21 protein-coding genes are annotated in these 26,564 nt (G+C 63.0%); 8 read left to right on the plus strand and 13 right to left on the minus strand.

What is annotated here, in order from left to right:
- The first annotated feature begins 777 nt into the window (after positions 1-777).
- Positions 778-1,455 carry a Crp/Fnr family transcriptional regulator gene (locus H3V53_RS20555; protein WP_336599530.1) on the plus strand — a complete coding sequence of 226 codons (678 nt, stop codon included), beginning with the start codon at positions 778-780 and terminating at the stop codon, positions 1,453-1,455.
- A gap of 282 nt (positions 1,456-1,737) precedes the next feature.
- Here the strand turns inward: H3V53_RS20555 and H3V53_RS20560 are convergent, their stop codons facing one another.
- The 6 genes from H3V53_RS20560 to xylA form a co-directional block, all read right to left on the minus strand.
- Positions 1,738-3,135, minus strand: a complete 1,398-nt coding sequence (locus H3V53_RS20560) for an MFS transporter (protein WP_336599531.1) — start codon at positions 3,133-3,135, stop codon at positions 1,738-1,740.
- A 50-nt stretch (positions 3,136-3,185) separates the two neighbouring features.
- Complete coding sequence (locus H3V53_RS20565) at positions 3,186-3,950, minus strand: type IV pili methyl-accepting chemotaxis transducer N-terminal domain-containing protein (protein ID WP_336599532.1); 765 nt, start codon at positions 3,948-3,950, stop codon at positions 3,186-3,188.
- Positions 3,951-4,389: 439 nt separating this feature from the next.
- On the minus strand, positions 4,390-5,586 hold the full coding sequence (locus H3V53_RS20570) for an ABC transporter permease subunit (protein WP_054919307.1): 1,197 nt from the start codon (positions 5,584-5,586) through the stop codon (positions 4,390-4,392).
- Positions 5,583-7,160 (minus strand): D-xylose ABC transporter ATP-binding protein, encoded by a 1,578-nt coding sequence (gene xylG / locus H3V53_RS20575; protein ID WP_336599533.1) that lies wholly within the window; start codon positions 7,158-7,160, stop codon positions 5,583-5,585. Before xylG ends, H3V53_RS20570 begins: the two co-directional genes overlap by 4 nt.
- A 75-nt stretch (positions 7,161-7,235) precedes the next feature.
- Positions 7,236-8,264: a D-xylose ABC transporter substrate-binding protein gene (gene xylF / locus H3V53_RS20580; RefSeq protein ID WP_336599534.1), complete on the minus strand. Its 1,029-nt coding sequence runs from the start codon at positions 8,262-8,264 to the stop codon at positions 7,236-7,238.
- Positions 8,265-8,491: 227 nt separating this feature from the next.
- Positions 8,492-9,817 (minus strand): xylose isomerase, encoded by a 1,326-nt coding sequence (gene xylA / locus H3V53_RS20585; protein ID WP_336599535.1) that lies wholly within the window; start codon positions 9,815-9,817, stop codon positions 8,492-8,494.
- A 1,025-nt stretch (positions 9,818-10,842) separates the two neighbouring features.
- Between xylA and H3V53_RS20590 the strand changes: the two genes are divergently transcribed.
- The 3 genes from H3V53_RS20590 to H3V53_RS20600 all read left to right on the plus strand — a co-directional run bounded on the left by H3V53_RS20590 (position 10,843) and on the right by H3V53_RS20600 (position 14,182).
- Complete coding sequence (locus tag H3V53_RS20590) at positions 10,843-12,051, plus strand: XylR family transcriptional regulator (RefSeq protein WP_336599536.1); 1,209 nt, start codon at positions 10,843-10,845, stop codon at positions 12,049-12,051.
- Between the two features lie 35 nt (positions 12,052-12,086).
- Positions 12,087-13,178, plus strand: a complete 1,092-nt coding sequence (locus H3V53_RS20595) for an aldose epimerase family protein (RefSeq protein WP_336599537.1) — start codon at positions 12,087-12,089, stop codon at positions 13,176-13,178.
- Between the two features lie 326 nt (positions 13,179-13,504).
- Positions 13,505-14,182, plus strand: a complete 678-nt coding sequence (locus tag H3V53_RS20600) for a PepSY-associated TM helix domain-containing protein (protein WP_419539526.1) — start codon at positions 13,505-13,507, stop codon at positions 14,180-14,182.
- Positions 14,183-14,310: 128 nt separating this feature from the next.
- Here H3V53_RS20600 and H3V53_RS20605 read toward each other — a convergent pair whose 3' ends face one another.
- The gene (locus H3V53_RS20605) at positions 14,311-15,084 is read right to left on the minus strand and encodes an SDR family oxidoreductase (RefSeq protein ID WP_336599538.1); all 774 of its coding nucleotides are present in this window, start codon (positions 15,082-15,084) and stop codon (positions 14,311-14,313) included.
- A gap of 155 nt (positions 15,085-15,239) precedes the next feature.
- Here H3V53_RS20605 and H3V53_RS20610 point away from each other — a divergent pair, with 155 nt between their 5' ends.
- Together H3V53_RS20610 and H3V53_RS20615 are read left to right on the plus strand one after the other, a co-directional pair.
- Positions 15,240-15,830, plus strand: coding sequence for a helix-turn-helix domain-containing protein (locus H3V53_RS20610; RefSeq protein WP_336599539.1), 591 nt, complete (start codon positions 15,240-15,242; stop codon positions 15,828-15,830).
- 241 nt (positions 15,831-16,071) lie between these two features.
- A complete protein-coding gene (locus H3V53_RS20615; protein ID WP_336599540.1) occupies positions 16,072-16,383 on the plus strand; it encodes a hypothetical protein in 312 nt (103 codons plus the stop codon).
- A gap of 118 nt (positions 16,384-16,501) precedes the next feature.
- Here the strand turns inward: H3V53_RS20615 and H3V53_RS20620 are convergent, their stop codons facing one another.
- The 5 genes from H3V53_RS20620 to H3V53_RS20640 form a co-directional block, all read right to left on the minus strand.
- Positions 16,502-17,353, minus strand: coding sequence for a carbohydrate ABC transporter permease (locus H3V53_RS20620; protein ID WP_336599541.1), 852 nt, complete (start codon positions 17,351-17,353; stop codon positions 16,502-16,504).
- Positions 17,354-17,363: 10 nt separating this feature from the next.
- Positions 17,364-18,320 carry a carbohydrate ABC transporter permease gene (locus tag H3V53_RS20625; RefSeq protein ID WP_336599542.1) on the minus strand — a complete coding sequence of 319 codons (957 nt, stop codon included), beginning with the start codon at positions 18,318-18,320 and terminating at the stop codon, positions 17,364-17,366.
- Positions 18,321-18,383: 63 nt separating this feature from the next.
- Positions 18,384-19,652 carry an ABC transporter substrate-binding protein gene (locus H3V53_RS20630; RefSeq protein WP_054919291.1) on the minus strand — a complete coding sequence of 423 codons (1,269 nt, stop codon included), beginning with the start codon at positions 19,650-19,652 and terminating at the stop codon, positions 18,384-18,386.
- A 78-nt stretch (positions 19,653-19,730) separates the two neighbouring features.
- A complete protein-coding gene (locus H3V53_RS20635) occupies positions 19,731-21,713 on the minus strand; it encodes a beta-galactosidase (protein ID WP_336599543.1) in 1,983 nt (660 codons plus the stop codon).
- A gap of 9 nt (positions 21,714-21,722) precedes the next feature.
- Positions 21,723-22,874, minus strand: coding sequence for an ABC transporter ATP-binding protein (locus tag H3V53_RS20640; RefSeq protein WP_336599544.1), 1,152 nt, complete (start codon positions 22,872-22,874; stop codon positions 21,723-21,725).
- A gap of 237 nt (positions 22,875-23,111) precedes the next feature.
- Between H3V53_RS20640 and H3V53_RS20645 the strand changes: the two genes are divergently transcribed.
- Both H3V53_RS20645 and H3V53_RS20650 read left to right on the plus strand, forming a co-directional pair.
- Positions 23,112-24,140, plus strand: a complete 1,029-nt coding sequence (locus H3V53_RS20645) for a LacI family DNA-binding transcriptional regulator (protein ID WP_336599545.1) — start codon at positions 23,112-23,114, stop codon at positions 24,138-24,140.
- A 260-nt stretch (positions 24,141-24,400) separates the two neighbouring features.
- A complete protein-coding gene (locus tag H3V53_RS20650; protein ID WP_336599546.1) occupies positions 24,401-25,384 on the plus strand; it encodes a MerR family transcriptional regulator in 984 nt (327 codons plus the stop codon).
- An 86-nt stretch (positions 25,385-25,470) separates the two neighbouring features.
- Here H3V53_RS20650 and H3V53_RS20655 read toward each other — a convergent pair whose 3' ends face one another.
- A complete protein-coding gene (locus H3V53_RS20655) occupies positions 25,471-26,430 on the minus strand; it encodes a sensor domain-containing diguanylate cyclase (protein ID WP_336599547.1) in 960 nt (319 codons plus the stop codon).
- Between the last annotated feature and the right edge of the window lie 134 nt (positions 26,431-26,564).

The following is a 26,564-nucleotide window of genomic DNA, read 5'->3' on the forward strand; positions in this document are numbered from 1 at the left end:
TGCTGCAGCGAGAGTTCAAGCGCGCCGAGCCTGGTGCGTTTTTCTGATAACCGCGAGGAATACTGGGCGCTGGCGTCGCGTGGGCGGACCGCCTCGTGCATGCGACGCGAGCAGTTTGGAATTCGATTGACACCTCGCCGCGGTGAGCGTGCATCCGCTTCTATTCGTGCTGCCACGCTTCCGTTACCGCAAAGCGCGGCAAGTCTATCGTCGACGGGCATTTCAACATGTGACGGCGATCACAATGCGCCAGACGCTTGAGCCACGGATGGCGACCCGTCGCAGATATCGTGCGGGCGTCAAATACGCCGGGGTCCAAAAGGCCCCCTCATAGTCTGTTTTCCTTATAAAACGCCTTCCGTTTTAAATCGATCGGTTAACGGTTAAAATTCGACACTACTTATTAAAAAGTCGGCTGCATAAATCAGTTTTCCATACAAACCCGCGGTACCGAAAATCTTCCCGATATTCCGGCGCGTAAGAGGGCCACATAGCATAAATCCTGACTCTTTGGTGAAGTTTTTCGTTATGGCAGCCACCTTCTAAAATCTCCACGACTGAAATAGTGTTGCACCTGCGCCGACAGAGTAGAATTTTCTACCGACACGCACCCGAATAAAGCAATTTCTACCGAATGAGTGCTCGATTCGTCGACGTGGCGCAAAAACTATCAGACGCAGCACCTGTTGCAAGAAACGCAAAAGATTCAACATGGATCCTTCTTTCTCATAAAATTTGCCCCGCATCAGAGGTAAAGAAATAACGAAAGAAGAAACAATGAATCAATTACTGAGAGAACAGGCGCTGTTTTCATGCGCCACCGACGAAGAGATTAAATCTGCCGCGCCATTAGTCCGCGTCACGCGCTTCAAACCCGGTGAATATGTGGCATTTGCTGGCGACACGAACTCACCGATATTCATGTTGCTGAAAGGCGAGTTGCGCTCCTTCGTCACGGGCGAAGATGGACGGGAAATTCCGATGCTCACTTATAGCGCGGGACAGACCTTCGGGGTGGCCACCATCATCCAGCGCGCCGCATTGCCGTGGAATATGGCCGCTGTCACCGCCTGCACGGTTGCCACGCTGAGCCGGGCGCACGCAGTGACGCTGCTGCGTTCGCCGGCCATCGCCCTTTCCGCCAGCCGCCTGATGTCGGCTGATCTGTTCAATATGGTCCAGCGCTACACCATGAAAGGACTGTCCCGCGCTGGCGCAAGAATCTCAGCGTTGATCGCGTCGTCCATCCGTGATCACAAGCCGGAAGAGTGGCCGGCTGTCGAGATGCCGGATCAGGCGACCGTGGCGGCACTTGCCAAAGTCAGCCGCGAAACGGTATCGCGAGTTCTGAAATCCCTCGAGGCCAAGGGCGTCATCGTGCGAATTGGGCGGCGCTTGCGCATTCGTGACATGGCGATGTTGCAACGCATAGCGGCAGGTCTCGAACCCGTCTAAATGCGGCCTGTGCGGTCGTACCGATGGCTGTGTGCGCGAGGCGGTTTCGCCGCGTCGCAAGCGCTCGCCGATATCGCTACCTAGCCGGCTCACGCGGTATTGACGCGCGGAAAGAGCGTCGGGCCGAAGCCCGACGAAAGCGTCCGGTCTTGATCGGGGTGACAGACCGGGACCGCGCATCGCAACGATCGCCGACGCGGCGCATCTTCGCTGTGAGCGCGGTCACCGCTCGCTCTCGATTCGCACATTGCTCGCATCGGCGTGGCCGGTGCGACACGCGCATCAAACCCCGCTATCCACACTCACGCCCGCACGAATCGGCTCGACCACCATATGGCTTTCCTTCGGCAGCGCCCACTCGAGCCAGCGCGCGCGATGCAGCACCACCAATCCGAAGGCCAGCGCCGACAGCACGCCGAAGGTCGCAAAGCCCATTTGATAGCTGCCTGTGCCTTCCTTCGCGATCCCCATGATGACGGGCAGATAAAATCCGCCGATACCGCCCGCAGCCCCCACGATCCCCGACATCAGCCCCGTCTTGCCCTTCCAGCGCTGCGGCACCAGTTGGAACGTCGCGCCGTTGCCGAGACCGAAGCACACATACATCGCGATCAGCAACGCAATACCCGCCGACACAGGCGGCATCCACGCAGCAAACAGGAAATCGCACAGCGAAATCGCCGCCAGCAGAATCACCAGCGCGCGCACACCCGAAATACGATCGGCGACCAGCCCGCCGATGGGACGCACCAATGCACCGATGCACGCCAAGAGCGACATGAACAGCCCCGCTTCGAGACGCGGCATCTGATACAGCGAAATCAGCAGCGTCGTCACATAGGAAGACATCCCGACAAAGCCGCCGAACGTGATGCTATAGACCAGCATCACGACCCAGGTATCGCCTTCGACGAGCACACTGCGATAGTGCTTCGGCAGCACGGCAATCGCGAGCAGCGCGCCCAGCACGGGCAGCAGCAGCACGCCCGTCTTGCCTGCGCCGAACACGCCAGCATGCACGGCAACCACGAGCGCGACGAGACCCGCCAGCGTCACGATGAAGCTGCGCAACGCCTGCACACCGCTGCCCGATTTCTGCCCGAGATCCTTCGCCCAGAAAAACAGCGCGACAGCGGCCAGCCCCAGCAGTGGCAGCGCAGCGCCCGCCGCCTTCGCCCAGCCAAAATGATCCGCCAGCGCGGGGAACATGAAGCCGTCCAGCACCGCACCGATGTTGCCCGCAGCGGCGAGCCCCAGCACGAGGCCCTGCACTTTCGGCGGATAGTTGCTGCCCGCCATCGGCAGCGCGACGGCGAAGCTCGCACCGCCAACGCCGAGAAACACGCCGAGAATCAGCAGCAGCGTGTACGACGGCGCGCCCGGCATCAGCAGCAGCACGACGGAAGGAATCGCCGACAGCGCGACGCCCATTAGTGCGACGCGCCGTCCGTCGCACGCCTGATAGAGATTGCCGAGCGTGACGCGCAGGATCGCCGCGCCGAGCACGGGAACGGCGACGAGGAAGCCCAGTTCCGCGGGCGACATCGCGATGCTCTTGTTGATGAACGGCGCGAGCGGCCCGAACATGACCCACACGGTGAAGCCGGTATCGAAGTAAAGGAAGCACGCGAGCAGCGCGCGCCAGTTACCGCTCGCAAGCGAATTCAGCAGGTTTTTCATGGGTCTCTCTCATGGAACGAAGGCTGGACTGGTACGGAAAGCGAAAGGCATTAAGGCAAAGCGCGATGCGTGGTGCGTTCGTCGATGCGTGCGCGCGCGGACGTCCGTCCAACGCCGCGCGGCGCATCGTCGGCGTCCTTGTCGACGACTCTATAAATGAGCGTGTCCATCTCCTTGATGATGTCGGCGAGCACCGTCGTGATGACGGCGAACTCGCGGCCATACGAACCCGCGCGCGCCGCTGATATGCGCGCGTTCAGCGCGACGATGTTCGCCTGCATCGAAATGCTCGACAGTTGCTCGGCGATAGCGGCCTGACGGCGCTGCGCGGCCGCCTCGATGCCGCGCATCTCGTTCTGATACGCAAGCGTGATGTCCTGCAGCAGTTCGAGCAGCGGCGTGGCCTGCGCGACCAGTGCATCGACGTGCTCATCGACGTGCGCATCGGCGTGCGCTCGCGCCGCGTCGCCGTTCGCTTCGACTGATTCGACCTGCGCGGCCGTCTCGTCCGTCAGCGCGATGAAGTGCCTCACGCGCTCGTCCGCCTTGCGCGCGCCGTAATAGAGCTGCTGCAACGCATCCGAAAACACGCCGGGCAGATGGTCGTTGCCCTTCACGAGCACCGCGTGCGTCGACGCGAACATTGCGAGACATTCGCGCGCGACGGCGAGTGCCTCGCTGTGTCCACGCGACGCGAGCAGCACGTGCAATACGATGCGCTGCGACAGCATCCGTTGACGGCCCGACAGGTTGATCAGCTCTCCGATCGTCTGGGCCGACACCTCAAGGCGTTGCGTGGTGATCTGCTCGTTCATCGCTTGCGCAAAAAAAAAGCGCCCCGAAGCGCACGCGCGTCGCTCGATCGAACGGATCGAGCACTTCTCGCTCGTTGCACTTCGGGACGCCGTTGCCCCATGAGTCCGCCCGCGATATACGGGCGACTGTGAAAAACCTGAATTCGTTGAAGCCGCCGTTGGCCTCGCGGCGGATAACGCAATAGCTATGCCATCGGCCGGTCTTTGGCCGCAAAGGCGACGGGAAACGAAGCCTCAGAGCGAGCGACTGTCACGCGCAATCGCACGCCGGGCGGGCGCTTCCGGTGTACTTGTATTTTTCGGGGGAAGGCAGCGGACCGCATCGGCGCGCCAACAAAAAGCGCCCTTTTCCGGGCGCTGTCACGCGCCTCAATGAAGCGCGCCGATGCCATGCCGTGGTGCAGCGCACCACGGCCGTGCGTTTGCCGTGCTCGACACGCTAGCGCCGCTCGGACCCGGAGATCACGTCGATCCATACGGCGAGCACGAGAATGCCGCCCTTCACGATCATCTGCCAGTACGAGTCGACATCGAGCATCGACATGCCGTTGTCGAGGCTCGCCATCACGAGCGCGCCGATCAGCGCGCCATAGACGGTGCCCGAGCCGCCGCGCATCGACGTGCCGCCGATGAAGCACGCCGCGATCGCATCGAGTTCGCCCATCGATCCCGCCGAAGGCGAACCCGCCGCGAGCCGCGCCGTGTTGATCAGCCCGCCGAACGCGCACATCAGCCCCATCAGCGCGAAGATTGCGAGCTTCACGCGGTTCGTGTTGACGCCCGACAGCCGCGTCGCTTCGAGATTCGAGCCGACGGCATAAATGCGCCGTCCGAATACCGTTTGCGTCGCGATGTACGTGAAGATGCCGAGCAGCGCGAGCAACAGCAGAACCGGCACGGGAATGCCGCCATAGCGGTTGAGGGTCGCGACGAACGCGAGCAGGATCAACCCCGCCGCGACGATCTTAACAACGTCCTGCCACAGCGGCACGACGCTCAGCTTGTAGTGCTGGCGCTTTTGCCGCTGCCGCACCGTGAGCGCGGCGAGCAGCACGAACAGCACGAGCGCGAGCGTGTCGCCGGCAATGCGCGGCAAGTAGCCCTGACCGATGAACACGAAGTTGTCGGAGACAGGCGCGATCGTCGATCCCCCCGTGACGCCGAGCAGCACGCCGCGATACGCCAGCATTCCGCCCAGCCCGACGATGAACGACGGCACGCGCAGATACGTCGACCACCAGCCGTTGAATAGCCCGACGGCGACCCCTAGCAGCATCACGACAGGCAGCGTCGCCGCGAGCGGCCAGTGATAGGTGACGTCGAGTATCGCCGCGACGCCGCCTAGCAGGCCGAGCAGCGAACCGACGGACAAATCGATTTCGCCCGAGATGATGACGAACACCATCCCGCACGCGAGCATCCCTGTGATCGACATCTGCCGCAGCAGATTCGACAGATTGCGCGGCGTGACGAACGCGCCCTCTGTGAGGAACGAAAAGAACACCCAGATGACGGCCACGGCAAGCAGCAGCGCCAGCAGCTTGTAGCGCGCGAACAGCAGCTTGATGCGCTGCCCTGACGCGAGCGATGCGCCGTGTTTTGCGTGGCTTTCGGAAGATGTGAGATCAGGAGTCATGCGACGCTCGCCAGTTGAGTGGGGTCGTTGCCTTTGCTGTCCGCGCCCTGCGCGTTCGAACCGATCGCGGCCGCGAGGATGTGTTCCTGCGTGAGACCGTCGTTGACGAAATCGCCGCGCAGCTCGCCTTCGCCGATCACGAGCACGCGGTCGCTCACGCCGAGCACTTCCGGCAATTCCGACGACACCATGATGATCGACACGCCGCGCTTCGCGAGCGCGAACATCAGCTTGTAGATTTCGAACTTGGCGCCGACATCGACGCCGCGCGTCGGCTCGTCGAGGATCAGCACGGAAGGATCGGTGAGCAGCATGCGCGTGAGCACCGCTTTCTGCTGGTTGCCGCCCGACAGACTCGCGATCGACAGCATCGGCGATGCGGCGCGCACGGACAGGCGCTTCATCTCCGCGTTGATCGTGTCGAGCTCGGAAGCCGTATCGATACGCCCGCCTTTCGCAAAGCGCTGCAGCACCGCGAGCGTGATGTTGTGGCCGACGCCCAGTTGCGGCACGATGCCGTGACGCTTGCGGTCCTCGGGCACCATCGCGATACCGGCCGCGATCGCATCCGACGGCGAGCGGATTTTCAGGTGCCGGCCGTGCATCCACACATCGGCGTGGCTCACGCCGGGATACGCGCCGAAGATCGCCTGCATCAGTTCCGTTCGTCCCGCGCCGACCAGCCCCGCCACGCCGAGTATTTCGCCCTTGCGCAGCGCAAACGACACATCGTCGACGCGTTTGCGGCTCGTATTGGTCACGTCATGGCATGTCACATTGCGCGCTTCGAAAATCACATCGCCGATGTCGTGCGGCTCGCGCGGAAAGAGATTCGTGATCTCGCGTCCGACCATCATCGCGATGATGCCGTCGGTGGTGAGCTGCTTCATCGGCTGCGTGCCGACGTGCTTGCCGTCGCGGATCACGGTGATCGTGTCGCAGACGGCCTCGACTTCGTCGAGCTTGTGCGAGATGTACACGCACGCGACACCGCGCTTTTTCAGATCGCGCACGATGTCGAGCAGAATCTTCGTTTCCGCCGCCGTCAGCGACGAAGAAGGCTCGTCGAGAATCAGCAGCCTTGCCTGCTTGTTGAGTGCCTTGGCGATCTCGATCAGTTGCTGATGTCCGCCGCCATAGTTCATCACCGGCTGCGCGACGTTGATGCCCGTGATGTTCAGTTCGCGCAGCAGTGCGTCGGCGCGCTGATACATGGCCGCGTAATTCATCCGGCCGCCGGGCAGCGTGATCTCGTTGCCGAGAAAGATGTTCTCGGCCACCGACAGCTGCGGCACCAGCATCAGTTCCTGATGAATGATGACGATGCCCGCGTGCTCCGTGTCGCGCACGTTCTGCGCGACGAGCGGCTTGCCGTCCCAGAGGATCTCGCCCGACCACTCGCCGTGCGGATAGACGGCGGAGACAATCTTCATCAGCGTCGACTTGCCTGCGCCGTTTTCGCCGCACAGTCCGACGCATTCGCCGGGCGCGACGACGAGATCGATGCCGTCGAGCGCCTTCACTCCGGCAAACGATTTGGCGATGCCGCGCATCTCCAGAAGCGCTTGTGCCATACGTAATGTCCTGGATGGATGAAAGATGCGCGGGCGCGTCCCGTCACGAAGACGAAGAAGCGCCCGTGCCCGCGATCAGTTGCCAGCCAGTTGCGCCTGCGTATAGAAGCCGTCCTTGATGACGACATCGACATTGCTCTTCGTGAGCAGCGTCGGTTGCAGCAACACGGTGTCGACCTGCTTCTTGCCGTTGTCGTACTTCGCGTTGAACGCGGGCTTGTCGCCCTTCGCGAGATCGACGGCGAGCTTGGCCGCTTCGCCTGCGATCAGCTTGAGCGGCTTGTAGACCGTCATGGTCTGCGTGCCCGCGATCACGCGCTTGACGGCTGCAAGGTCCGCGTCCTGCCCGGACACGGGCACCTTGCCCGCCATCTTCTGCGCAGCCAGCGCCTGGATCGCACCGCCCGCCGTACCGTCGTTCGACGCGACAATCGCATCGATCTTGTTGTTGTTCGCGGTCAGCGCATCTTCCGTGATGCGCAGCGCCGTCGCCGCGCTCCACTCGGGCACCCACTGCTGGCCGACGATCTTCACGTCGCCGCGATCGATAGCGGGCTTGAGCACTTTCATCTGCCCTTCGCGCAGCATCTTCGCGTTGTTGTCGGTGGGCGCGCCGCCGAGCAGGAAGTAGTTGCCCTTCGGCTGCGCATTGAAGACGCCTTGCGCCTGCATCTCGCCGACCTTCTCGTTGTCGAACGAGATATAGGCATCGACGTCGGCATCGAGAATCAGCCGGTCATACGAGACCACCTTGATGCCCGCCTTGTGCGCTTCGGCCACCACATTGCCGAGCGTCTTCGAGTTGAACGGCACGATGACGATCACATCGACGCCGCGCGAGATCAGGTTCTCGATCTGCGAAATCTGCCGCGCTTCGCTCGCGTCGGCGGATTGCACGGAGACTTTTGCACCGAGCTTGGTTGCTGCCGCAACGAAATAATCGCGGTCGCGCGACCAGCGCTCGACGCGCAGATCGTCGATACAGAAGCCGATTTCAGGCTTGTCCTTGCTCGCGTGCGCGAGCGGCGCGAGCATCGTCAGACCCGCCGCCATCGCGGTGCAGACAAGGGAGCTCAATACGGAACGACGCATTGCAGATTTCATGTCTCACTCCAGTCAGGGTTGCGTGCAGTTTCGAATGCGAGAGAATCGAACCGCCGTCTTAACCTCAGGGTGCGCCGCGAATACGTGCTCGCGGGCGTCGGTTGAAAAGCTGCCCCATTTTTTTTTCGCACGACAGCGTGTGCCGTGCGCGCCGGTGGAGCAATTGCGACATCGACCGGCGCTGCCAACGTTTTCTTTTCGAGCCGTGTAAAAGGCTCAACGCACTGTCATTTCAGGGTTGAATAGATGGCCTGATTGACGACGTTCTCGAGTCGCTCCTGCTGACCGCTCACATGTTTGGGCGCGATGTTCCGCTGCAATGCATCGGTTGCCAGCGACTCCAGCGTGAAGCCGCCCGCGAGCACCTTGCGTCCGAAGTCCGTGTCCCAGCCCGCATAACGTTGCTGCCTGAATGCGCCGAGCAGATCGTACTCGATGAGATGCGCGGCGCGCTCCAGCGCGACGGCGATCACGTCGATGGCACCGATATGGCCATGCAGAAGGTCTTCGGCATCGATGCTCTGCCGGCGCACTTTCGCGTCGAAGTTCATGCCACCTGTTGTGAAGCCGCCATGCCGCAAGATTTCGTAGAACGCAAGCGTCAGTTCTTCGACACTATTTGGGAACTGATCCGTATCCCAGCCGTTTTGCGGATCGCCGCGATTCGCGTCGACGCTGCCGAAGATGCCGAGCGCGAACGCATTGGCGATTTCATGATGAAACGAATGGCCGGCAAGCGTCGCGTGATTCGCCTCGATGTTCACGCGAATGTCGTCCTGCAGGTCGAATTGCGTCAGGAAGCCGTGCACGGTCGCGACATCGTAGTCGTACTGATGCTTGGTCGGCTCCTGCGGTTTCGGTTCGATCAGCAGCGTGCCATTGAAGCCGATCTTGTGCTTGTGCTCGACGACCATGCTCATGAAGCGGCCAAGCTGCTCGCGCTCGCGCTTGAGATCGGTATTGAGCAGGGTCTCGTAGCCTTCGCGTCCGCCCCACAGCACGTAGTTCTCGCCGCCCAGACGCTGCGTCGCTTCGAGCGCCTGCTGGACCTGTGTTGCGGCGAAAGCGAACACATCAGGATTCGGATTGGTGGCCGCACCCGCCGCGTAACGCGGATTCGAGAACAGATTGGCCGTACCCCACAGCAGCCTGACGCCCGTTTCCTGCTGCTTGCGCGCGAGCACGTCCGTCATTGCCTTGACGTTGTTCACATAGCTTTTGATGCTGTCGCCTTCGGGCGCGACGTCGGTGTCATGGAACGTGTAGAACGGCGTGCCGAGCTTCGCGAACAGTTCGAATGCGTGATCCGCTTTCGCATGCGCCTTTTCAAGCGGATCGCCCGAGCGGTGCCAGGGCCGCTCGAACGTGCCCGGCCCGAACATGTCGGCGCCCGGCCAGACGAATGTGTGCCAGTAGCACACCGCGAGGCGCAGATGATCTTCCATCCGCTTGCCGAGCACCAGCTTGTCCTTGTCGTAGTGACGATAAGCGAACGGGTTATCCGTCTGCGGGCCTTCGTAGCGCACAGTGGGCAAATGTTCAAAGTACGACATGCGCGTCTCCTGTCATTGGATATCAGTGCATCGACCTTTGCCTGACGTGACGCCATGCTGCCGCTTGCGAAGGTGCGCGGCAATTGCGAAATCCGCCAGCCGTCGTGGTGATTCTTTATGGCGGTGGTTTTTGTTGACTGGCGGCGCCTAGAATGGGGGCTGGGTTTTGGGGTTGGTTTGGGTTGGTTTTGCCAGGGTTTTCACTGGCCTCTGCGTTGGCGCCTTCGCGGCGCGGGCGTTGCCGGCGTATGTTTGTCCTTACGCTGGCATCCGCGTTAGCGCCTCGCGGCGCAAGCGTTGCCCCTGTGCGGGGCGGCAGTTACTTTCTTTGCCGCCGCAAAGAAAGTAAGCAAAGAAAGCGGGCTAACACCGCCAATTCTTGACGCTTGCCCACGGGCCCTCAACGTCCCCATACTTCAAACGATAACGTGCTGGTCAGTATTGTTGCGAACGTCCTCGTACTACGCCTCACCCGCTTCATTCACCCGTACAACAGCGGGTCGCGTCGAAGGGTTACGGTCGTTTTGCGGCAAACTCTGTGTAGGCTGTCTCGGCGTATATGGCGCGCCCGACCGAAACCGTCGCGTAGCGACGGTTTCTTGCAGTACGAAGGCCGACACAGAGTTTGCCGCATGGGGGCCCTGGGCATTCGAAAGTGTGGGTGGATACGCGGCGGTGTGAAGTGGGTGAGGCGTGTTGCGAAGCGTTGGTTGCGGGCCTGATCTGGAACGCGAAGGGAAGAAGCACGGGGACGTTGAGAGCCCGTGGGCAAGTGTCAAGGATTGGCGGTGTGAGCGGCTTTCTTTTGCCTGCTTTTCTTTGCCGCTGCAAAGAAAAGTAGGTGCCGCCCCGCACAGGGGCAACGCTTGCGCCGCGAGGCGCTAACGCGGATGCCAGCGGAAAAGGCAACACACTATGGCAACGCCCGCGCCGCGAGGCGATAAAGCGGATGCCCGCGCAACGGGCAAACACACTACGGCAACGCCCGCGCCGCGAAGGCGCAAAAAACAACAGCAGGAGACTCCATGCACCGTACTCACCGCATTGCGTTGCTCTTCAACGCAAACAAGGTCTACGACCGAGAGATCATCACGGGTATCGGCCAGTACCTGCTGTCCACGCGCGTCGCGTGGGATCTGTTTCTCGAAGAAGACTTTCGTGCGCGGCTGAACGGCATCGAGCGCTTCGAAGGCGATGGCTTCATCGCCGATTTCGATGATCCCAACGTCCGCGAAGCACTTGCCGATTCGCATTTGCCCGTCGTAGCAGTCGGCGGATCGTATGAGGACGCGGCCAGGTATCCCCCCAATCTGCCGTACATCGCGACCGACAACATGCAGCTGGTCGCGCTCGCCTACAAGCATCTGATCGGCGCGGGCCTGCAGCGCTTCGCGCTCTACAGCCTGCCCGAATCGCCCACCAACCACTGGGCGCAGGAACGCGAACTTGCCTTCAACGCGCTGCTGAAAGCCGATGGTCTCGAAGGCGACGTGCATCGCGGGCTGCCAACCAGCGCGCCCGTCTGGCATCAGGCTAGCGAACAACTCACGCAATGGCTGCAAAGCCTGCCCAAGCCCGTCGGAATCATCGCCGTGACGGACGCGCGGGCGCGCCAGGTGTTGCAGGCCTGTCTGATCAGTGGGATTCCCGTGCCCGAGCAGGTCGCCATCATCGGCATCGACAACGATCCGCTGACGCGCTCGCTCACACGCATTCCGCTTTCGTCGGTGATCCAGGGCACGGAGGAAATGGGCCGCACGGCCGCGCACCTGCTGCATCAGATGCTCGGCGGCGCGCGTTTCGCGGGGCGCCGCATTCTCGTGCCGCCCGTCGGCATCAACGTGTGCGAATCGACCAAGCACGAGCCGCTCGCGAGTCCGTATGTGATGCGCGCGCGTCATTACATACGGCAGTACGCGTGCCAGGGCATCAAGACGGAACAGGTCGCCGATTATGTCGGCGTGTCGCGCTCGTCGCTCGAAGAATACTTCCGGCGCGAGCTCGGCTGCACCGTGCATCAGGAGATCCTCAAGCACAAGCTCGACGTCGCGAAGCAACTGCTCGCGCAGCAGGATCTGTCGAGCGCGGAAGTCGCCATCCGCTGCGGCTTCACGTCGTTGCAGTACATGTATGCCGTGTTTCGCCGCGAACTCGATTGCACGCCGCGCGAGTATCAGGAGCGACTGCAAGCCCAAACGGCATCGGACGCTGCGCGATCGGCGCAAATGCCGTAACCTGACTTCGTATCTGGTATCAAACCGCGAACGACATGAATTTCGCCGACATGCACAGCACCGACACCTCTTTTTCGCCCAGCGTCCAGGTCGATCGCTGGGGCACGTTGCCCGGGCTCGGCGACATTCGTCTGTTCACGCTGCGCAACGCGCACGGCATGCGCGCGACCATCAGCGATCTCGGCGCGACGCTCGTGTCGTGGCATGCGCCCGACCGCGCGGGCCGCGTCGCCGACGTGCTGCTCGGCCACGACACGCCCGCCGACTATCTCGCGAGCCGCTGGTATTTCGGCTCGACGGTGGGCCGCTGGGCGAACCGCATCGCGCAGGCGCGCTTCACGCTCGACGGCGTGACGTATCAGCTCGACCGCAACGACGGCGAGAACCTGCTGCACGGCGGCGCAAGCGGCTTTCACAAGGCGCTGTGGCACGCGCGCGAAGTGGATGGCGCGCTGGTGCTGTCGCACGAATCGCCCGAGGGCGACGCGGGCTTTCCGGGCGCGGTCACGGCGAGCGTGCGCTACGCGCTCGACGACGACGGCGCGCTCTCGATCGACTACGACGCCACATCCGATGCGCCCACGCCCATCAGCCTGACCAATCACGCGTACTTCAATCTGTCCGGCGACGCCCTCACCACGGCGCCCGAGATTCGCGGCCACGTGATCTCGATCGACGCCGACGCATTCTTTGCCGTCGACGACGCGATGATCCCCATCGAGCGAAGGGACGTGGCGGGCAGCGTGTTCGACTTTCGCACGGGTGCGCCCATCGGCGCGCGGCTCGACTGGCCGGATGCGCAGCTCGCGCGAGCGGGCGGCTTCGATCACTGCTACGTGCTGCGCGACGGCGCCACGCCCTTGCGCACGGCAGCCACACTCTATGATCCCGCGAGCGGACGCGAACTGACGGTATCGACGGACGCGAATGGGATGCAGTTCTACACGGGCAATTTTCTGGCGGGCGTCACGGGGCGCAACGGCAAGACGTACGGCAAGCACGCGGCGCTATGCCTCGAAACAGGCGCGTTCCCGAACCAGATCAACATGCCCGCTTTCGAAGATGTCGTCCTGCGGCCCGGCGCACGCTATCGCCATACGACCGTCTACCGGCTGGCCGTGCGCTGAGCCGGCGCGCACGCGCCTTCGGCACGCTTACGTAATCTGTCGAAATATTGACGGTGTTGTAAATCGCGCCTGCGGATTGCGGCCTTCCCGACGCCGTGAAATCATAGGCACCCTTGTCTGATCGCATAGCCAGCCCACTGCGACGCCCCATTCCAGGGCAAAGCGGCCAAGCCAGCCAACGCCATCGCATCCCCCGCGATGGTCACTCCGTCCCGCAGCACGACGCGCATCGTCAATGCCTTTCAGGGCTTGACGCGCGCGCATGCCGTTTGGCGTCGGTTGAGGTCAGTTGGTACCGCACGCTGTATTGCCCCCTGGAGCGACCTGTGAACACACCCGAATCCGTTGCGATCGATCCCGCCACGCGCGGCAATGGCACGCCGTCCGCGTCGCGCCGCGTCACATTCATCAAATGGCTGCGCAAGGTCCATAGCTGGATCGGCCTGTGGGGCGCGGCCCTCGGCCTGTTGATGGGTACGAGCGGCTTTCTGCTGAACCATCGCGGCGGTCCGCTGCGCGTATCGACGGGCGAGCCGCAGGTCGAATCGTTGCAGGTGAAGCTGCCGCAACCCGCGCCCGAATCGCCGCGCGATCTCGCCAGGTGGCTCAAACAGGAACTCAAGGTAGACGGCAAGCCGGGGCGCATGCAGAAAGAGCCCTCGCACCCCGTCGCGTGGGGCGATCGCAAGGCAGTGCAGCCGGAGCGTTGGCAGGTGTCGTTTGCGTCGCCGGGCGAAAGCACGCAGGTGGAATACTGGGTCGGCAACGATTATGTGAGCGTCAAACGCAGCGCCAACACCTTCCTCGCCACGCTCACGAATCTGCACAAAGGCGTGGGCCTGAGCGTCGGCTGGGTGCTGCTGATCGACACGTTCGCAGGCGGCGTGATCCTGCTGTCGCTGACGGGCGTGCTGCTGTGGACCCAGTTGAACCGGCGCAGAACGATCGGCGCCGTGCTGGTGCTCGGCTCGATCGTCGCGGCGATCGTGACGGGCATGGCCTGACAGGTCACGCGCAAGCTCGACACGCGCATCTCGACGAAAAGGGCGATGGCAGCAGCCGCATGGCTGCGGATCGCCCTTTATGTTTTGGCACGTGCTCTACCGAGCCTTACGGATAACCGCGCCCTCGCTTAGCGCCGGAAAGCCGGCGCCCCCATCGGCGCGCCCGTGTTGCCGCCGTCGACGACGATCTCCGCCGCCGTCATGCCCGACGCCGCGTCCGATGCGAGGAACACGGCTGCCTGCGCGACTTCTTCGGCTTCGGCAAAGCGGTCCATCGGGATCATCGGCTTGAGCGCCGTTTCCGTGGCGTCGAGAGAGGCGCCCTGGCGGTCGCCGCGCGTCCAGATCGACGTGCGCGTGCCGCCGGGAATGACCGTGTTCACGCGAATGCCGCGCGTCACCAGCTCCGACGCCAGCACGCGCGCCATGCCGGAAATCGCCGCCTTCGACGCCGAATAAGCCGACGAGCCCGGCGCGCCCAGCTGGCGCATCACCGAGCCGTTCAACACGATCGCGCCGCCCTCGCCCATCAGCGGCACGGCTGCCTGCACGGTCAGGAACACGGCTGTGACGTTGGTGCGCATGATCGATTCGAATTTTTCGATCGTCGTGCCGCCGACGGGCGTCGCGCCGCTCACGCCTGCGTTCGCGAACAGCACGTCGAGCTTGCCGAATTTGTCGGCGACGACCTTCATCACTTCGTCGATACCGGCCTGCTCATTGAGGTCCGCGCGGATCGCGAGCGCGTTCGGGCCGAGTTCGGCCACGGCTTCATCGAGCTTTTTCTGGTCGCGGCCCGTGATCGCCACGCGCGCGCCCTGCGCGATCAAGAGGCGCGCCGCCGCGAAACCGATGCCGCCGTTGCCACCCGTGACCAGCGCCGTCTTGTTTGCAAATGCCATGACTATCTCTCCGAAAAAATTGAGGGGTTTGAGGCGGACATCCGCCGGCAGCCGCTTTATAATTGCAACTGCAATCTTAAATTAATGATAGTGATCGCAATCAATACGTGTCAAGCGGTTTTTGACATCGCTTTTTTGCGAAAGGTGGATCAGCGATGAAAGTCAGCAAGGAAAAGGCGGCGCAAAACCGCACTGCTCTTGTCGAGACGGCCGCGCGCCTGTTCCGGGAACGCGGCATCGACGGCGTCGGTGTGGCCGAGATCGGCAAGGCGGCAGGACTCACGCACGGCGCGCTGTACGCGCATTTCCCGTCGAAGGAAGCGCTCGCGGCGGAAGCGCTCGCGCACGGGCTGCAGATCAGCCACGAACGCATGACGACGCCGCACGACGGCCATCTGCCGAGCCTGAGCGAACTGCTCGACAGCTACTTGTCGGAGGAAAAACGCGACGACGTGGCGAACGGCTGCGCGATGGCCGCGTCGGCGAGCGAAGTGGGCCGTCAGGACGAGACGATCAGCGCGCGCTACAGCGAAGGGTTCGAACTGATGGCCGCGGTGTTCGAGAAGCACCTCGCCGCGCACAAGGTGAAGGGCGATCACCGCCAGAAGGCCGTCGCCATTGCATCGGCGCTGATCGGCGCGATTGCGACATCGCGGGCCGTCCTGAAGGCTCAGCCGGAACTGGCAAACGAAATTTTGCGCGCGGCGCGGCGCGCGGCGGGCGAGATCGCGGGCGAGAAGTCCTGAGCGCCTGGCGCGCGCTGCATCTAAGCGCGTGCGCATGATCGTTGCGGCGCGTGCGGCGTTCAACCCGCTGCTGCGCGCGCGAACTGAAACAAAAGCGCGACGCGGCACGTTCGCCGCGATCGATCCTTCTGCCCGCGCCTTGAACTCCCGCACACGATAGCCAATAGTTAAAGCGGACTGCGGGCGCACGCACGTCGGCTCGATGTGGCACAGGCGCCCTTCTTCGAACAAGGAGTGCATCGTGCGCAAGACTCTCGTTTCCCTTCAACTCGCCGCAGCGGCTGCGCTGTCGTTGGGCGCGGTTTCATCGCAGGCACAAGGCCTTTCCGTCTACGACGACATGAATGCGCCGATGAACAGCACACGTCTGATGCCGAATGCGCCGCTCGCCAGCGAATACAAGACCCACGGCAACCAGCAGGCGGGCGAACTCAATCTGAATCCCGTCGATCCGCGCGCGCAACTCGCGAACGGCACACCGAACAATGCGCAATCGGGCGGGTACGGGTCGCCTCTCGCCGGCGTGCGCAGCGCCGTGCCAGCCGGGCAATAGCGCACTCGATAGCGCGCTCGAAAGCGCACTGCCTCCTTGATCGGCGCAAAGAAAAAAGCCCGCTTGCGCGGGCAACCTTCTACAAGGAGACAACGGTAAAACGTGCAATCAATCCGGCTCAGCCCTTCGTCGCGCCGAACGTCAGCCCCGCGACAAAGTGCTTCTGCATCGCGAAGAACATCGCCACCGATGGCAACGCCGCGAGAATCGAGCCCGCCGACACGAGATTCCACGCGGTCGTCCATTGCCCCTTGAGCGCCGCGACGCCCACGGTGATGGGCGCCGCGTCGTCGCCCTGCGTGAGACACAGCGCCCAGAAGTAATCGTTCCAGACGAACGTGAACACGAGAATGGCGAGCGCGGCCAGCGCGGGGCGGATCAGCGGCAAGACGATGCGAAAGAACACGGTCCACTCGCCCGCGCCTTCGATGCGCGCCGCTTCGACCAGTTCGAACGGCAACTGCTTGATGAAGTTGCGCAGGAAGAGCGCGCAGAAACCCGTCTGAAACGACACGTGAAAGAGAATCAGCGCGCTCAGCGTGTTGAAGATGCCAAGTTGCAGCGACAGGTCGCGCACGGGGATCATCAGGATCTGGATCGGCACGAAGTTGCCCGCGACGAAGGTCGCGAATAGCGCGGTGTTGCCGCGAAACCGGTAGATCGCGAGCGCGAAGCCCGCCATCGCCGCGAGCGCAATCGAGCCGATCACGGAAGGCACCGTGATCAGCACGCTGTTCCAGAAGTAATGCAGCACCGGCGATGTGGTGAGCGCTTCGCGGTAGTTGTCGATGAACGCGATGTGCTTGGGCCAGCCCCAGTAGTTGCCCTCGGCCAGTTCTTCCGTCGAGCGCACGGACGTGACGAGCACGGCGATCATCGGCAGCAGCCAGATCAGCAGCGCGATGGGCAGCGTGAGTTTGTAAAGGCGCCGGTTCAGCGGCTTCCATTTGGCGATGGGCATCGGATACATGGCCCGCTCCTTACTGTTCGCTGCGCAGCATGCGGCGCAGGTGATAGACGATGTACACGAGCATGATCGCGAACAGCACCACGGCAATCGACGCCGAATAGCCGATGCGGTAGTACTTGATCGCCTGGTCGTACATGTAATACGCGAGCACGGTCGAGCTTTCGAACGGCCCGCCGCCCGTCATCACCGAGATCAGATCGAAGCTGCGCAGCGCGCCGATCACGGTCACGACCACAGCCATGAACGTGACGGGCCGCAGTTGAGGCAGCACGACGTGCCACAGCATCGACCAGCCCTTCGCGCCTTCCATGCGCGCGGCTTCGAGCTGTTCGCTGTTGAGCGTGGTGAGACCCGTCAGATAGAGAATCATGCAGTAGGCGGTTTGCGGCCACAGCGCGGCGAAGATGATGCCGAAGGTCGCGTAGTGCGCATCGCCGAGCACGGGCACGCCGTGGCCGAGAATCAGCGCAAGCAAGCCGAAGGTCGGATCGTAGAACCACGAGAAAATCAGCCCCACCACCACGCCCGACAGCACAAACGGTGCGAAAAACAGTGACTTCACCACGCGCATGCCGCCTACCGCCTGGTTTAGATACAGTGCGACGGCGAGGCCCATCGGTGGCGCGAGCAGGAACAGCACGAGCCAGATCAGGTTGTTCTTCAGCGCCGTGTAGAACGTGGGCGCCTGGAACAGCTCGATGTAGTTCGCGAGACCGACGAATGCCTTGTCGGTCATGCCGTCCCAGTTGTAGAAGCTGAGCCAGATCGACGACAGGATCGGCCAGACCACATAGATCGCGACCATGACGCAGGCGGGCGCGAGAAAGAGCCATGCGGCCCGGCGCTGGCGTCGCGCGGCGGGCGAAGGTCCGCGTTTGCTGCGCGCGGCATGCGGCGCGGGCTTGGGCGCCGACTGCGGCGCAGGCGGCGTACCGTTGATGTCCTGACGGGTGACGGAATGCGACACGACCAATCTCCTGAGCTTGCTGCGCGCCGGACCTGAAACAGGCGCGGTCCGGCGCTCACATCATTACTTCTTGTAGATGCGTTTGCGCGTCTGTTCGAGCTGCGCAAGGATCGCGTCGAGCTTCGTCGGATCGGCGACGAACTGCTGCATGCCCTTCATGCCTTCGTCGGCCATTTCCTTCGTCATATCGCGATCGTAGAACTGCGCGATGCCGCCCTTCGTATTCGACAGAATCTGGAAGCCGATCCTCGAAATGGGATCTTCCGGTTCCGGCGACTTGCTGTTCGCCGACAACGAACCCAGACCCGTCGCGAGCTTCGCGCCCTGCTCCGGCGTTTCGACAAACGCGAGGAACGTGTGCGCATCGGCCTTGTTCTTCGCCTTGGCGGGAATGTGCAGCGATTCGACGGGACCGTCTTCCGCCGTCGGCACGTTCGGATCGATGATCGGGAACTGGAAGTAGCTCATGTTCGGCTTCACGTTCGGCGGGAAACCGCCCGTGATGAACGTGCCCATCAGCATCATCGCCGCCTTGCCCTGGAACAGGAACGGCTGCGCGGCGTCCAGATCGTACGACAGCGAGTTGTCGATGAAGTCATGATCGTCGAGCAACTGCTTCCACGTCGTGTAGACCTTCTTCACGCGCGGATCGGTGTACGGCACGTCGCCCGCCATCAGCTTCTGGTGAAACGCGTTGCCGTTGATGCGCAGGTCGAGATAGTCGAACCAGCCTGCGAGCGTCCACGCATCGCGTCCGCCCACGGCAAACGGCGTGATGCCCGCGGCCTTCAGCTTCTTGCACGCGTCCATCAGCTGGTCCCACGTTTTCGGCTCCGATGTGATGCCCGCCTTCTGGAACAGATCCTTGCGATAGAACAGGCCCCACGAGTAATACACGGTCGGCGCCGCGTACTGCTTGCCGTTGTACGTCGACGATTCTTTCGTCGAGGCGTACATGCTGTCCCAGTTGTTCTTCTTCCAGTCGCCGCTCAGGTCTTCGAACAGGCCGCGCCGCGCGTAGTACGCCATGCGCTCGCCGTTGTGCCAGTTGAGCACGTCGGGCGGCACCGTCGAGAGCCAGCCGGGCAATTGCACCTTGTACGCTTCTTCATCGATGAACGACGCTTTCACGTCGATATCCGGATGCGCCTTCTTGAAGTCGTCGAGCACCGATTGCCACACGGCGCGCTGGCTTGCGCCCTTGAACGCGATGTTCATCGTGAGCGTGCCCGCGTCGGCCGTCTGCATGAAACCGAACGATGACACGGCGGCCGCAACGGCCAACGTCATCGTGGCCATCACCTTGCGCGCGTTGAAGTGCTTTGCTGTCATTCTTTGTCTCCTGTCATTGTCTTGCGTGGTTCTTGCCGGATCACTTCCTCATTGCCTGATAACTGCGTTACTCCGTCCTTACTCCGTCCGATATGCGGCTACGCCTTGCGGCCCGACTTCATGCGTGCCGATCACGAAGCGCGCCGCATCGACGCCTTCGATCACATGCTTGCTGTTCGCGTAGTTGAACACGTAGGTCAGCTTGCCGCGCCGGCTCACGCGCACGCTGTCGCCAAGCGGCGTTGGCGTGAGCCCCGCTTCCGTCGCGATGCGCGCGAACAGCGAGGCCGTGAGGCCATCGTCGAACAGGCTCGCGAAGTAGTGCACCGAGCCGTGCTGCACATACGCAGGATGACCGTCGGCAAAACGCGCGCGCACGCCGAAGCTGCGCTCGTCGGCGGCATCGATCAGATCGCGCCAGTGACGCGCACAGCCTTCGCGCTGCGCGTCGCCCGTGCCGTTGATGAACACAGGCTCCGTCACGTTGGGCCGCATCGATTCGACGCGCCACACGCGAATCGGCAACAGCGACGTCAATGCGCCCGGCGGCAGGTTGGCGGGAATCTGCAAGTCAGGCGTCTTCGAGCCCGTGCGCGGACCGAGCACGATCTGCCCACCCGACGCCGCGAGCCGCACCGCGAAGTCGCCGGGCACGACGGGCAGCGGCGGCACGACGATCATGCGGTAGCCGTCGAGCGGCGCATCGGCGGAAATCACATCGACGTCGAAGCCGAGCGAACGCAGCGCCGAGTAGTACTCGAATGCAAAACGCGGATAGTGGAAATCCGCGCCTTGCGGATGAATTTCGAACAGCCACTTCGCCTCGTAGTCGTAGATCAGCGCGATCTTGCCGCGAACGTCGGCGTTCGCGTCATGGTTCGACGCGAGCACGTCGGCGATCTCATGCGCGACCTGCTCCGCTTCGCTGCCGCCGATATCGAGGCGATTGTCGGGCGTGTTCAGACCCGCGTGCATCTGCTCCTGGGCGAACGGCGCCTGACGCCATCTGAAGTACGACACGCAGCCCGCGCCGTGCGCGAACGCTTCCCAACTCCACAAACGCACCATGCCCGGCAGCGGCGCTGGGTTCCAGTGCGCCCAGTTCACGGGCCCCGGCTGCTGCTCCATCACCCAGAACGGCAGCTTCGACATGCCGCGATACACGTCGTGATTGAACGACGCGAAGTCGGGATGCCCCGTGCGCAGAAATTTCGCCTTGATCTCCGGCGCGTACCACTGCTCTTCCAGCGCGCCGAGCGGATAGCTGTCCCACGTCGCCACGTCGAGATCGCGCGCGACCTTGTAGTGATCGAACTCGGTGAAGAGTTGCATGAAGTTGTGCGCCACGGGCCGCCCCGGCGAATGCGCACGGATGATCTCGACCTGCATGCGGTTATAGCGCGCGACTTCATCGGACGCGAAGCGGCGGTAATCCAGGCGATGCGAAGGATGCGCTTCCGTGACCGTCGCAATGGGCGCGTCGATTTCGTCGAAGCTGCGGTATTCCATGCTCCAGAACACGGTGCCCCATGCGCGGTTCAACGCATCGATGGTCTGATAGCGTTCCTTCAGCCACACGCGAAACCGCGCGACAGCAGCGGGCGAATAGCTGACCACCGTGTTGTGGCAACCGAACTCGTTATCCGTCTGCCAGTACGCCACGGCGGGATGCTTGCCATAACGCTCGGCGACAGCCGTGCAGATCTTGCGCGACGCTTCGAAATACGACGGCGACGAGAAATCGTAATGACGCCGCGAGCCGAACGCGCGCGGCCGTCCATCTGCACCGACGGGCAGGATGTCGGGATGCCGGTCGATCAGCCACTTCGGCGGCGTAGCCGTCGGCGTGCACATCACCACTTGCAGGCCCGCATTGCCCAGCACATCGACGGCGCGGTCGAGCCAGCCCCAGTCGTATTCGCCCGGCGACGGTTCCATGCGGCTCCATGCAAATTCCGCAATCCGCACCTGCTCGATGCCGAGCGCCTTCATGCGGCGCGCGTCGTCTTCCCACATCGATTCCGGCCAGTGCTCCGGGTAGTAACAGACTCCAAGGCGCATGCGTATTCCTTAAGCGTAGTGTTCGACGGAATGAAGCGCCTTCACGGCGAATCCGTCGTCGGTGAAAAGATGGCAGGCTTTGGGAGGCGCGGCGAAGGTCACGCGTTGCCCTTGCTCGATGCGCGCATTGCCGGGCACTTTCGCAATCAGCACGTCGCCGCCCGGTTGTTCGAGATGCACGTAGCTGTGTTCGCCCAGATGTTCGATCAGCGACACCGCGCGCGTGAGCGTTGCGTGACGTTGTGACATATCGCTCGCGACGAGTTCGAGATGCTCGGGACGCACGCCGAGCGTGACGGGCTGACCGCCTTGCAGCGTGCTGCCATCCACCTCCACGCGCACGACTTCATTCGTGCGCTGCAGCGTGACGTCGACGCCTTGCGCGTCGATCGCTATCACGCTTGCGGGCAGAAAATTCATGCGCGGCGAACCGATGAAGCCCGCGACGAAACGGCTACTGGGCCGGTGATACAACTCGAGCGGCGCGCCGATCTGCGCGATGCTGCCGTAGCGCTCGGTGTCCTTGCCGGAATGCAATAGCACGATCTTGTCGGCGAGCGTCATCGCTTCCGTCTGGTCGTGCGTCACGTAGACCACGCTCGCGGTCGCGAACTGCTTGTGCAGACGCGCGATTTCGATACGCGTCTGGCCGCGCAGCGTGGCATCGAGATTCGACAGCGGCTCGTCGAACAGAAACACGGCCGGCTCGCGCACAATCGCGCGGCCAATCGCGACGCGCTGCCGCTGGCCGCCCGACAGCGCACGCGGCTTGCGATCGAGCAGCGCTTCGAGTTGCAGAATGCGCGCCGCTTCCTTCACCTTGCGGTCGATCTCCGCCTTCGGCTTTTTCGCGAGCTTCAGGCCGAAGGCCATGTTCTCGTACACGCTCATGTGCGGAAAGAGCGCATAGCTCTGGAACACCATCGCGACACCACGCTCCGCCGCGGGCACGTCGTTGACGATGCGCCCGCCGATCGACAGGTCGCCGTCCGTGACGTCCTCTAGCCCCGCGATCATGCGCAGCAGCGTGGATTTGCCGCAGCCCGACGGTCCGAGAAATACACAAAACTCGTTTTCGCCGATCTCCAGATCGACGTTGCGGATCACGGGCGCGCTGTCTCCATACGCCTTTTGCACGCCCTTCAACGAAATGCTCGCCATCGCTTCGACTCCGTGATTTAATCAGCCCGAAGCGGAGATTAAGCGCTTAATCTGATCGGCCGAAAAAACGATCGCTTGGCGATCGCTGGCTCGATTCATGAACCTTGCCGGCGTGTTGAAGGCGGCTTAAGGCTGTCTCCGATATCGTTCTGTCGTTTCGCGCATGGTGCCCCGCCTTCGCGGCCAATGCAAATGATGAACGCATGTCCCACATATTGAAGAGGCGTTGCGAAAAACATGTCTACTCTGAGCGAAGTCGCGCGCCGCGCCGGCGTCACGTCGGCCACCGTATCGAACGTGCTGCGCAACCGCGGGCGCGTAGGCGAACAGACGCGTCAGCGCGTGCTCGAAGCCGTCGAAGCGCTCAACTATCGTCCGCATCTCGCGGCACGCGCGCTCGCCGAAGGCCGCGCGCCCACCATCGCGCTGATGGTGTCGAGCATCGCCAACCCGTTCTATCCCGAGTTCGCGCTCGCCGTCGAACGCGCGGCGCGCACGAGCGGCCACTTCGTGATCATCTGCAACACGAACGAAGATCCGCAGGCGGGCCGCGCCTACCTCGAACAGATTGCGGGCACGCTGTCCGAAGGCGTGCTCGTGATGAACGCCAACCTCGACTTCGACGATCTGCACAAAACGCAGGCGCGCGGCGCGCCCGTGGTGCTGTGCATGTGGGAAAGGCCCGATGATCCGCCCGGCTTGCCGTGCGTCGCCGTCGACTTTCGACGGGCGGGCCGGCTGGCTGCCGAGCATCTGATCGAACTTGGGCATACGCGCATCGGGGCGATCGTCGGCAGCAAGCCGTCGGGCATTCATGCTTCGCGCTACGAAGGCTTCGTCGACGCCATGCGCGAAGCGGGCCTGAAAATCCCGGCGAAAAGCGTGCGGCATGCACCCGACACGATCGAGGGCGGCTACACCGCCGCACGCAACCTGCTCGAGCACGACGCGCAAATGACGGCGATCTTCGCGACCAACGACCTGCCCGCGCTCGGCACGATCCATGCCGCCGCGGATCTCGGACGTGACGTGCCGCACGATCTGTCCGTCATCGGCATCACCGACATCCAGCTCGCACAGCAATCGCGCCCGCCGCTCACCACGGTCGCTGTGCCGACGGTCGAAGCCGCCGAACTCGCGGTGTCGTTGCTGCGCGAGCTGATCGAGCGGCCCTCGCGTGCTGCGCAGCAAAAAGCGCAGCGCATGTGCGTGACGTCGCCGCCGCAACTGATCGTGCGCGGCTCGACACACACGCGTTCGCTATAGATGCATTCAACGTGAAGGATTCCTGTCCTCGCGCGCGGCAAGCAATCCTGGACAAAACGGGAACAACATCGCTGCGATACGCGAGTTCCTGATGCGGGACAGAAGCTGGGCAAGAAGCCGCAAATGCTTGTCTGGAAAAGGTGTTTCGCCCGCAGAGCATTGATGCATGCGGTTTCGCGCGCGCTTTGAGCAAAAAAATCCGCCTCAAAACATTATCGTGCTTGTTAGACTCGAATCGACTTCTCAAGGGTTTTCGAGTCATGAACAACACAGTGGATGATCCAGAAGTCGTGCCGCGTTATCGGATCGGCGCCGTCGCGCGGATGGCCAATCTTCCCGTCGGCACGCTGCGGATCTGGGAGCGCCGCTACGGCGTCGTGGCGCCGCCTACGACGGAATCGGGACATCGCCTCTACAGCGAGGCCGACGTGCGTCGCGTGGCGATGATCAAAGGGCTTGTGGATCGCGGCTATTCGATCGGCTCCATCGCGACCCTGCAGACCAGCGAGCTCGAACGGCTCGCCTTCATGCACGTCGACAAGACGCCCGTCTCGCCGCTTGGCGAAGGACGCCCGGGCCTGCGGCTGCGCATCGTCGGCACCGCGCTCGCGCACACGCTGCGCCAGCATCTGCACGCGATGCAGGCCGAGCTCGCGAACGAGCCGAAGGTGTTCGAAAACATGACGGCCGCGTTCTCCGAACGCATGAACCAGCCCGCCGACGTGCTCATCGTTCATCTGCCTTCGCTGCATGCGGACGATGTCGAACGCGTGCTCGCGCTGAGCGCGGCGACGCATGCGGAAAATATCGTCGTCGTGTACGCGTTCGCGGCGGCGAACACGCTGAGTCTGCTGGAGCGCGTGGGCGTGCGCGCGATACGCGAGCCGCTCGACCCGAACTCGATCGCGCAGATGATGAAGGAAATCCAGCGCGACTCGGGCCATACAGCCGTGCAGCCCGACACGCGCGAACCGGCGCCGCAACGGCACTACTCTGACGAAGCGCTGATGGCCATGGCGCATGCATCGACGACGATTGCGTGCGAGTGCCCGAAGCATCTGGCGAACATCATCATGCAGTTGAGCGCGTTCGAGCAGTACAGCGTCAGCTGCGCGTCGCGCACGCCCGCCGATGCGCTGCTGCACGTCTACCTCGCCAATATCTCGGGCCGTGCGCGAGCGATGTTCGAACACGCGCTGCTGCGCCTCGAACGCGAGGAACGCTGGGTGCAGGTAAACCGCTAGGCGCCAACAGAAGCGCGCGAGTCGCGCAGTCGCGCGCAGTCTCCATGCGGGCGGCGGCGACAAACGTTTGCGCGACCGCCCGAGTGCTAGCGTTGCGCGCGTTTGTTCGCGTACATCGCGCCGTCGGCCTGATTGAGCAACTCGCCGATGCCAAGCGCGCTGTCGGGCGCCCAGGTGGCCGTGCCCACGCTGCAGTGCAATTGATACGGCGTTTGCGCCGCATCGTTGTGGATGTTCAGCTGATGCCTGAACCGCTCGATGGTCTGCATCGTTCCGTCGTCATCCGAGTCGATGAGCAGCACAACGAATTCATCGCCGCCTAGCCGGCCGATCACATCGGTCTCGCGCAGGGCCGTGCGCAACACCGTTGCAAATGCAATCAACGCACGATCGCCTTCCGCGTGACCATACACGTCGTTGATCTGCTTGAAGTCGTTCAGATCGAAGAACAGTAGCGACGCCGGTTTTTGCGCGCGCTTGCACAGCCTGATGGCATGCTGCGCGAGCGCTTCGAAGCCGCGGCGATTCGACAGGCCCGTCAATTCATCCGTCGTCGCGAGCTGCACGGCCGCGATTTCCTGTTCAGCCATGCGTGCAAGATCGCGCAGCAGCACACGCTCTTCGTCGTCGAGCGCGCGCGGCTTCACGTCGATCAGACACAGCGTGCCGAGCCGGCTGCCATTGTCGACGGTGAGCGGATAGCCCGCGTAGAAGCGGATATTCGGATCACCGAGAACCAGCGGGTTGTCGGCGAAGCGCGCATCGAGCGATGCGTCGTTCACGAGAAACAGTTCATCGCCGAGAATGGCGTGGCCGCAAAACGACACGTCGCGGGGCGTTTCCGAGGCGTCGAGGCCCGGATGCGACTTGAACCACTGACGGTGGCTGTCGACCAGCGTGACGGCCGCAATCGGCACGCCGAACAGGCGTCGCGCGAGTCGCGTGAGGCGGTCGAACCGCTCTTCGGGTGGCGTGTCCAGTATGTGAAGCGAACGCAACGTCTCGATGCGTTCGCGCTCGTTATCAGGCGTGGCAGGTGGCAACATTCGAGATCCGGTTGAAACGCGAATGCGCCGCAAGCGTTCGTGCGGAGCGATTCGCCGAGGTTGAACGGAATCGAATGCGAATTTTATCCGGGTGGCGTGGCGGATGGAACGCGAGGAAACACGCACCGCAAGAC

The organism is Paraburkholderia bengalensis (genome assembly GCF_037126505.1).
GTDB classification, from domain to species: Bacteria; Pseudomonadota; Gammaproteobacteria; order Burkholderiales; family Burkholderiaceae; genus Paraburkholderia; species Paraburkholderia bengalensis.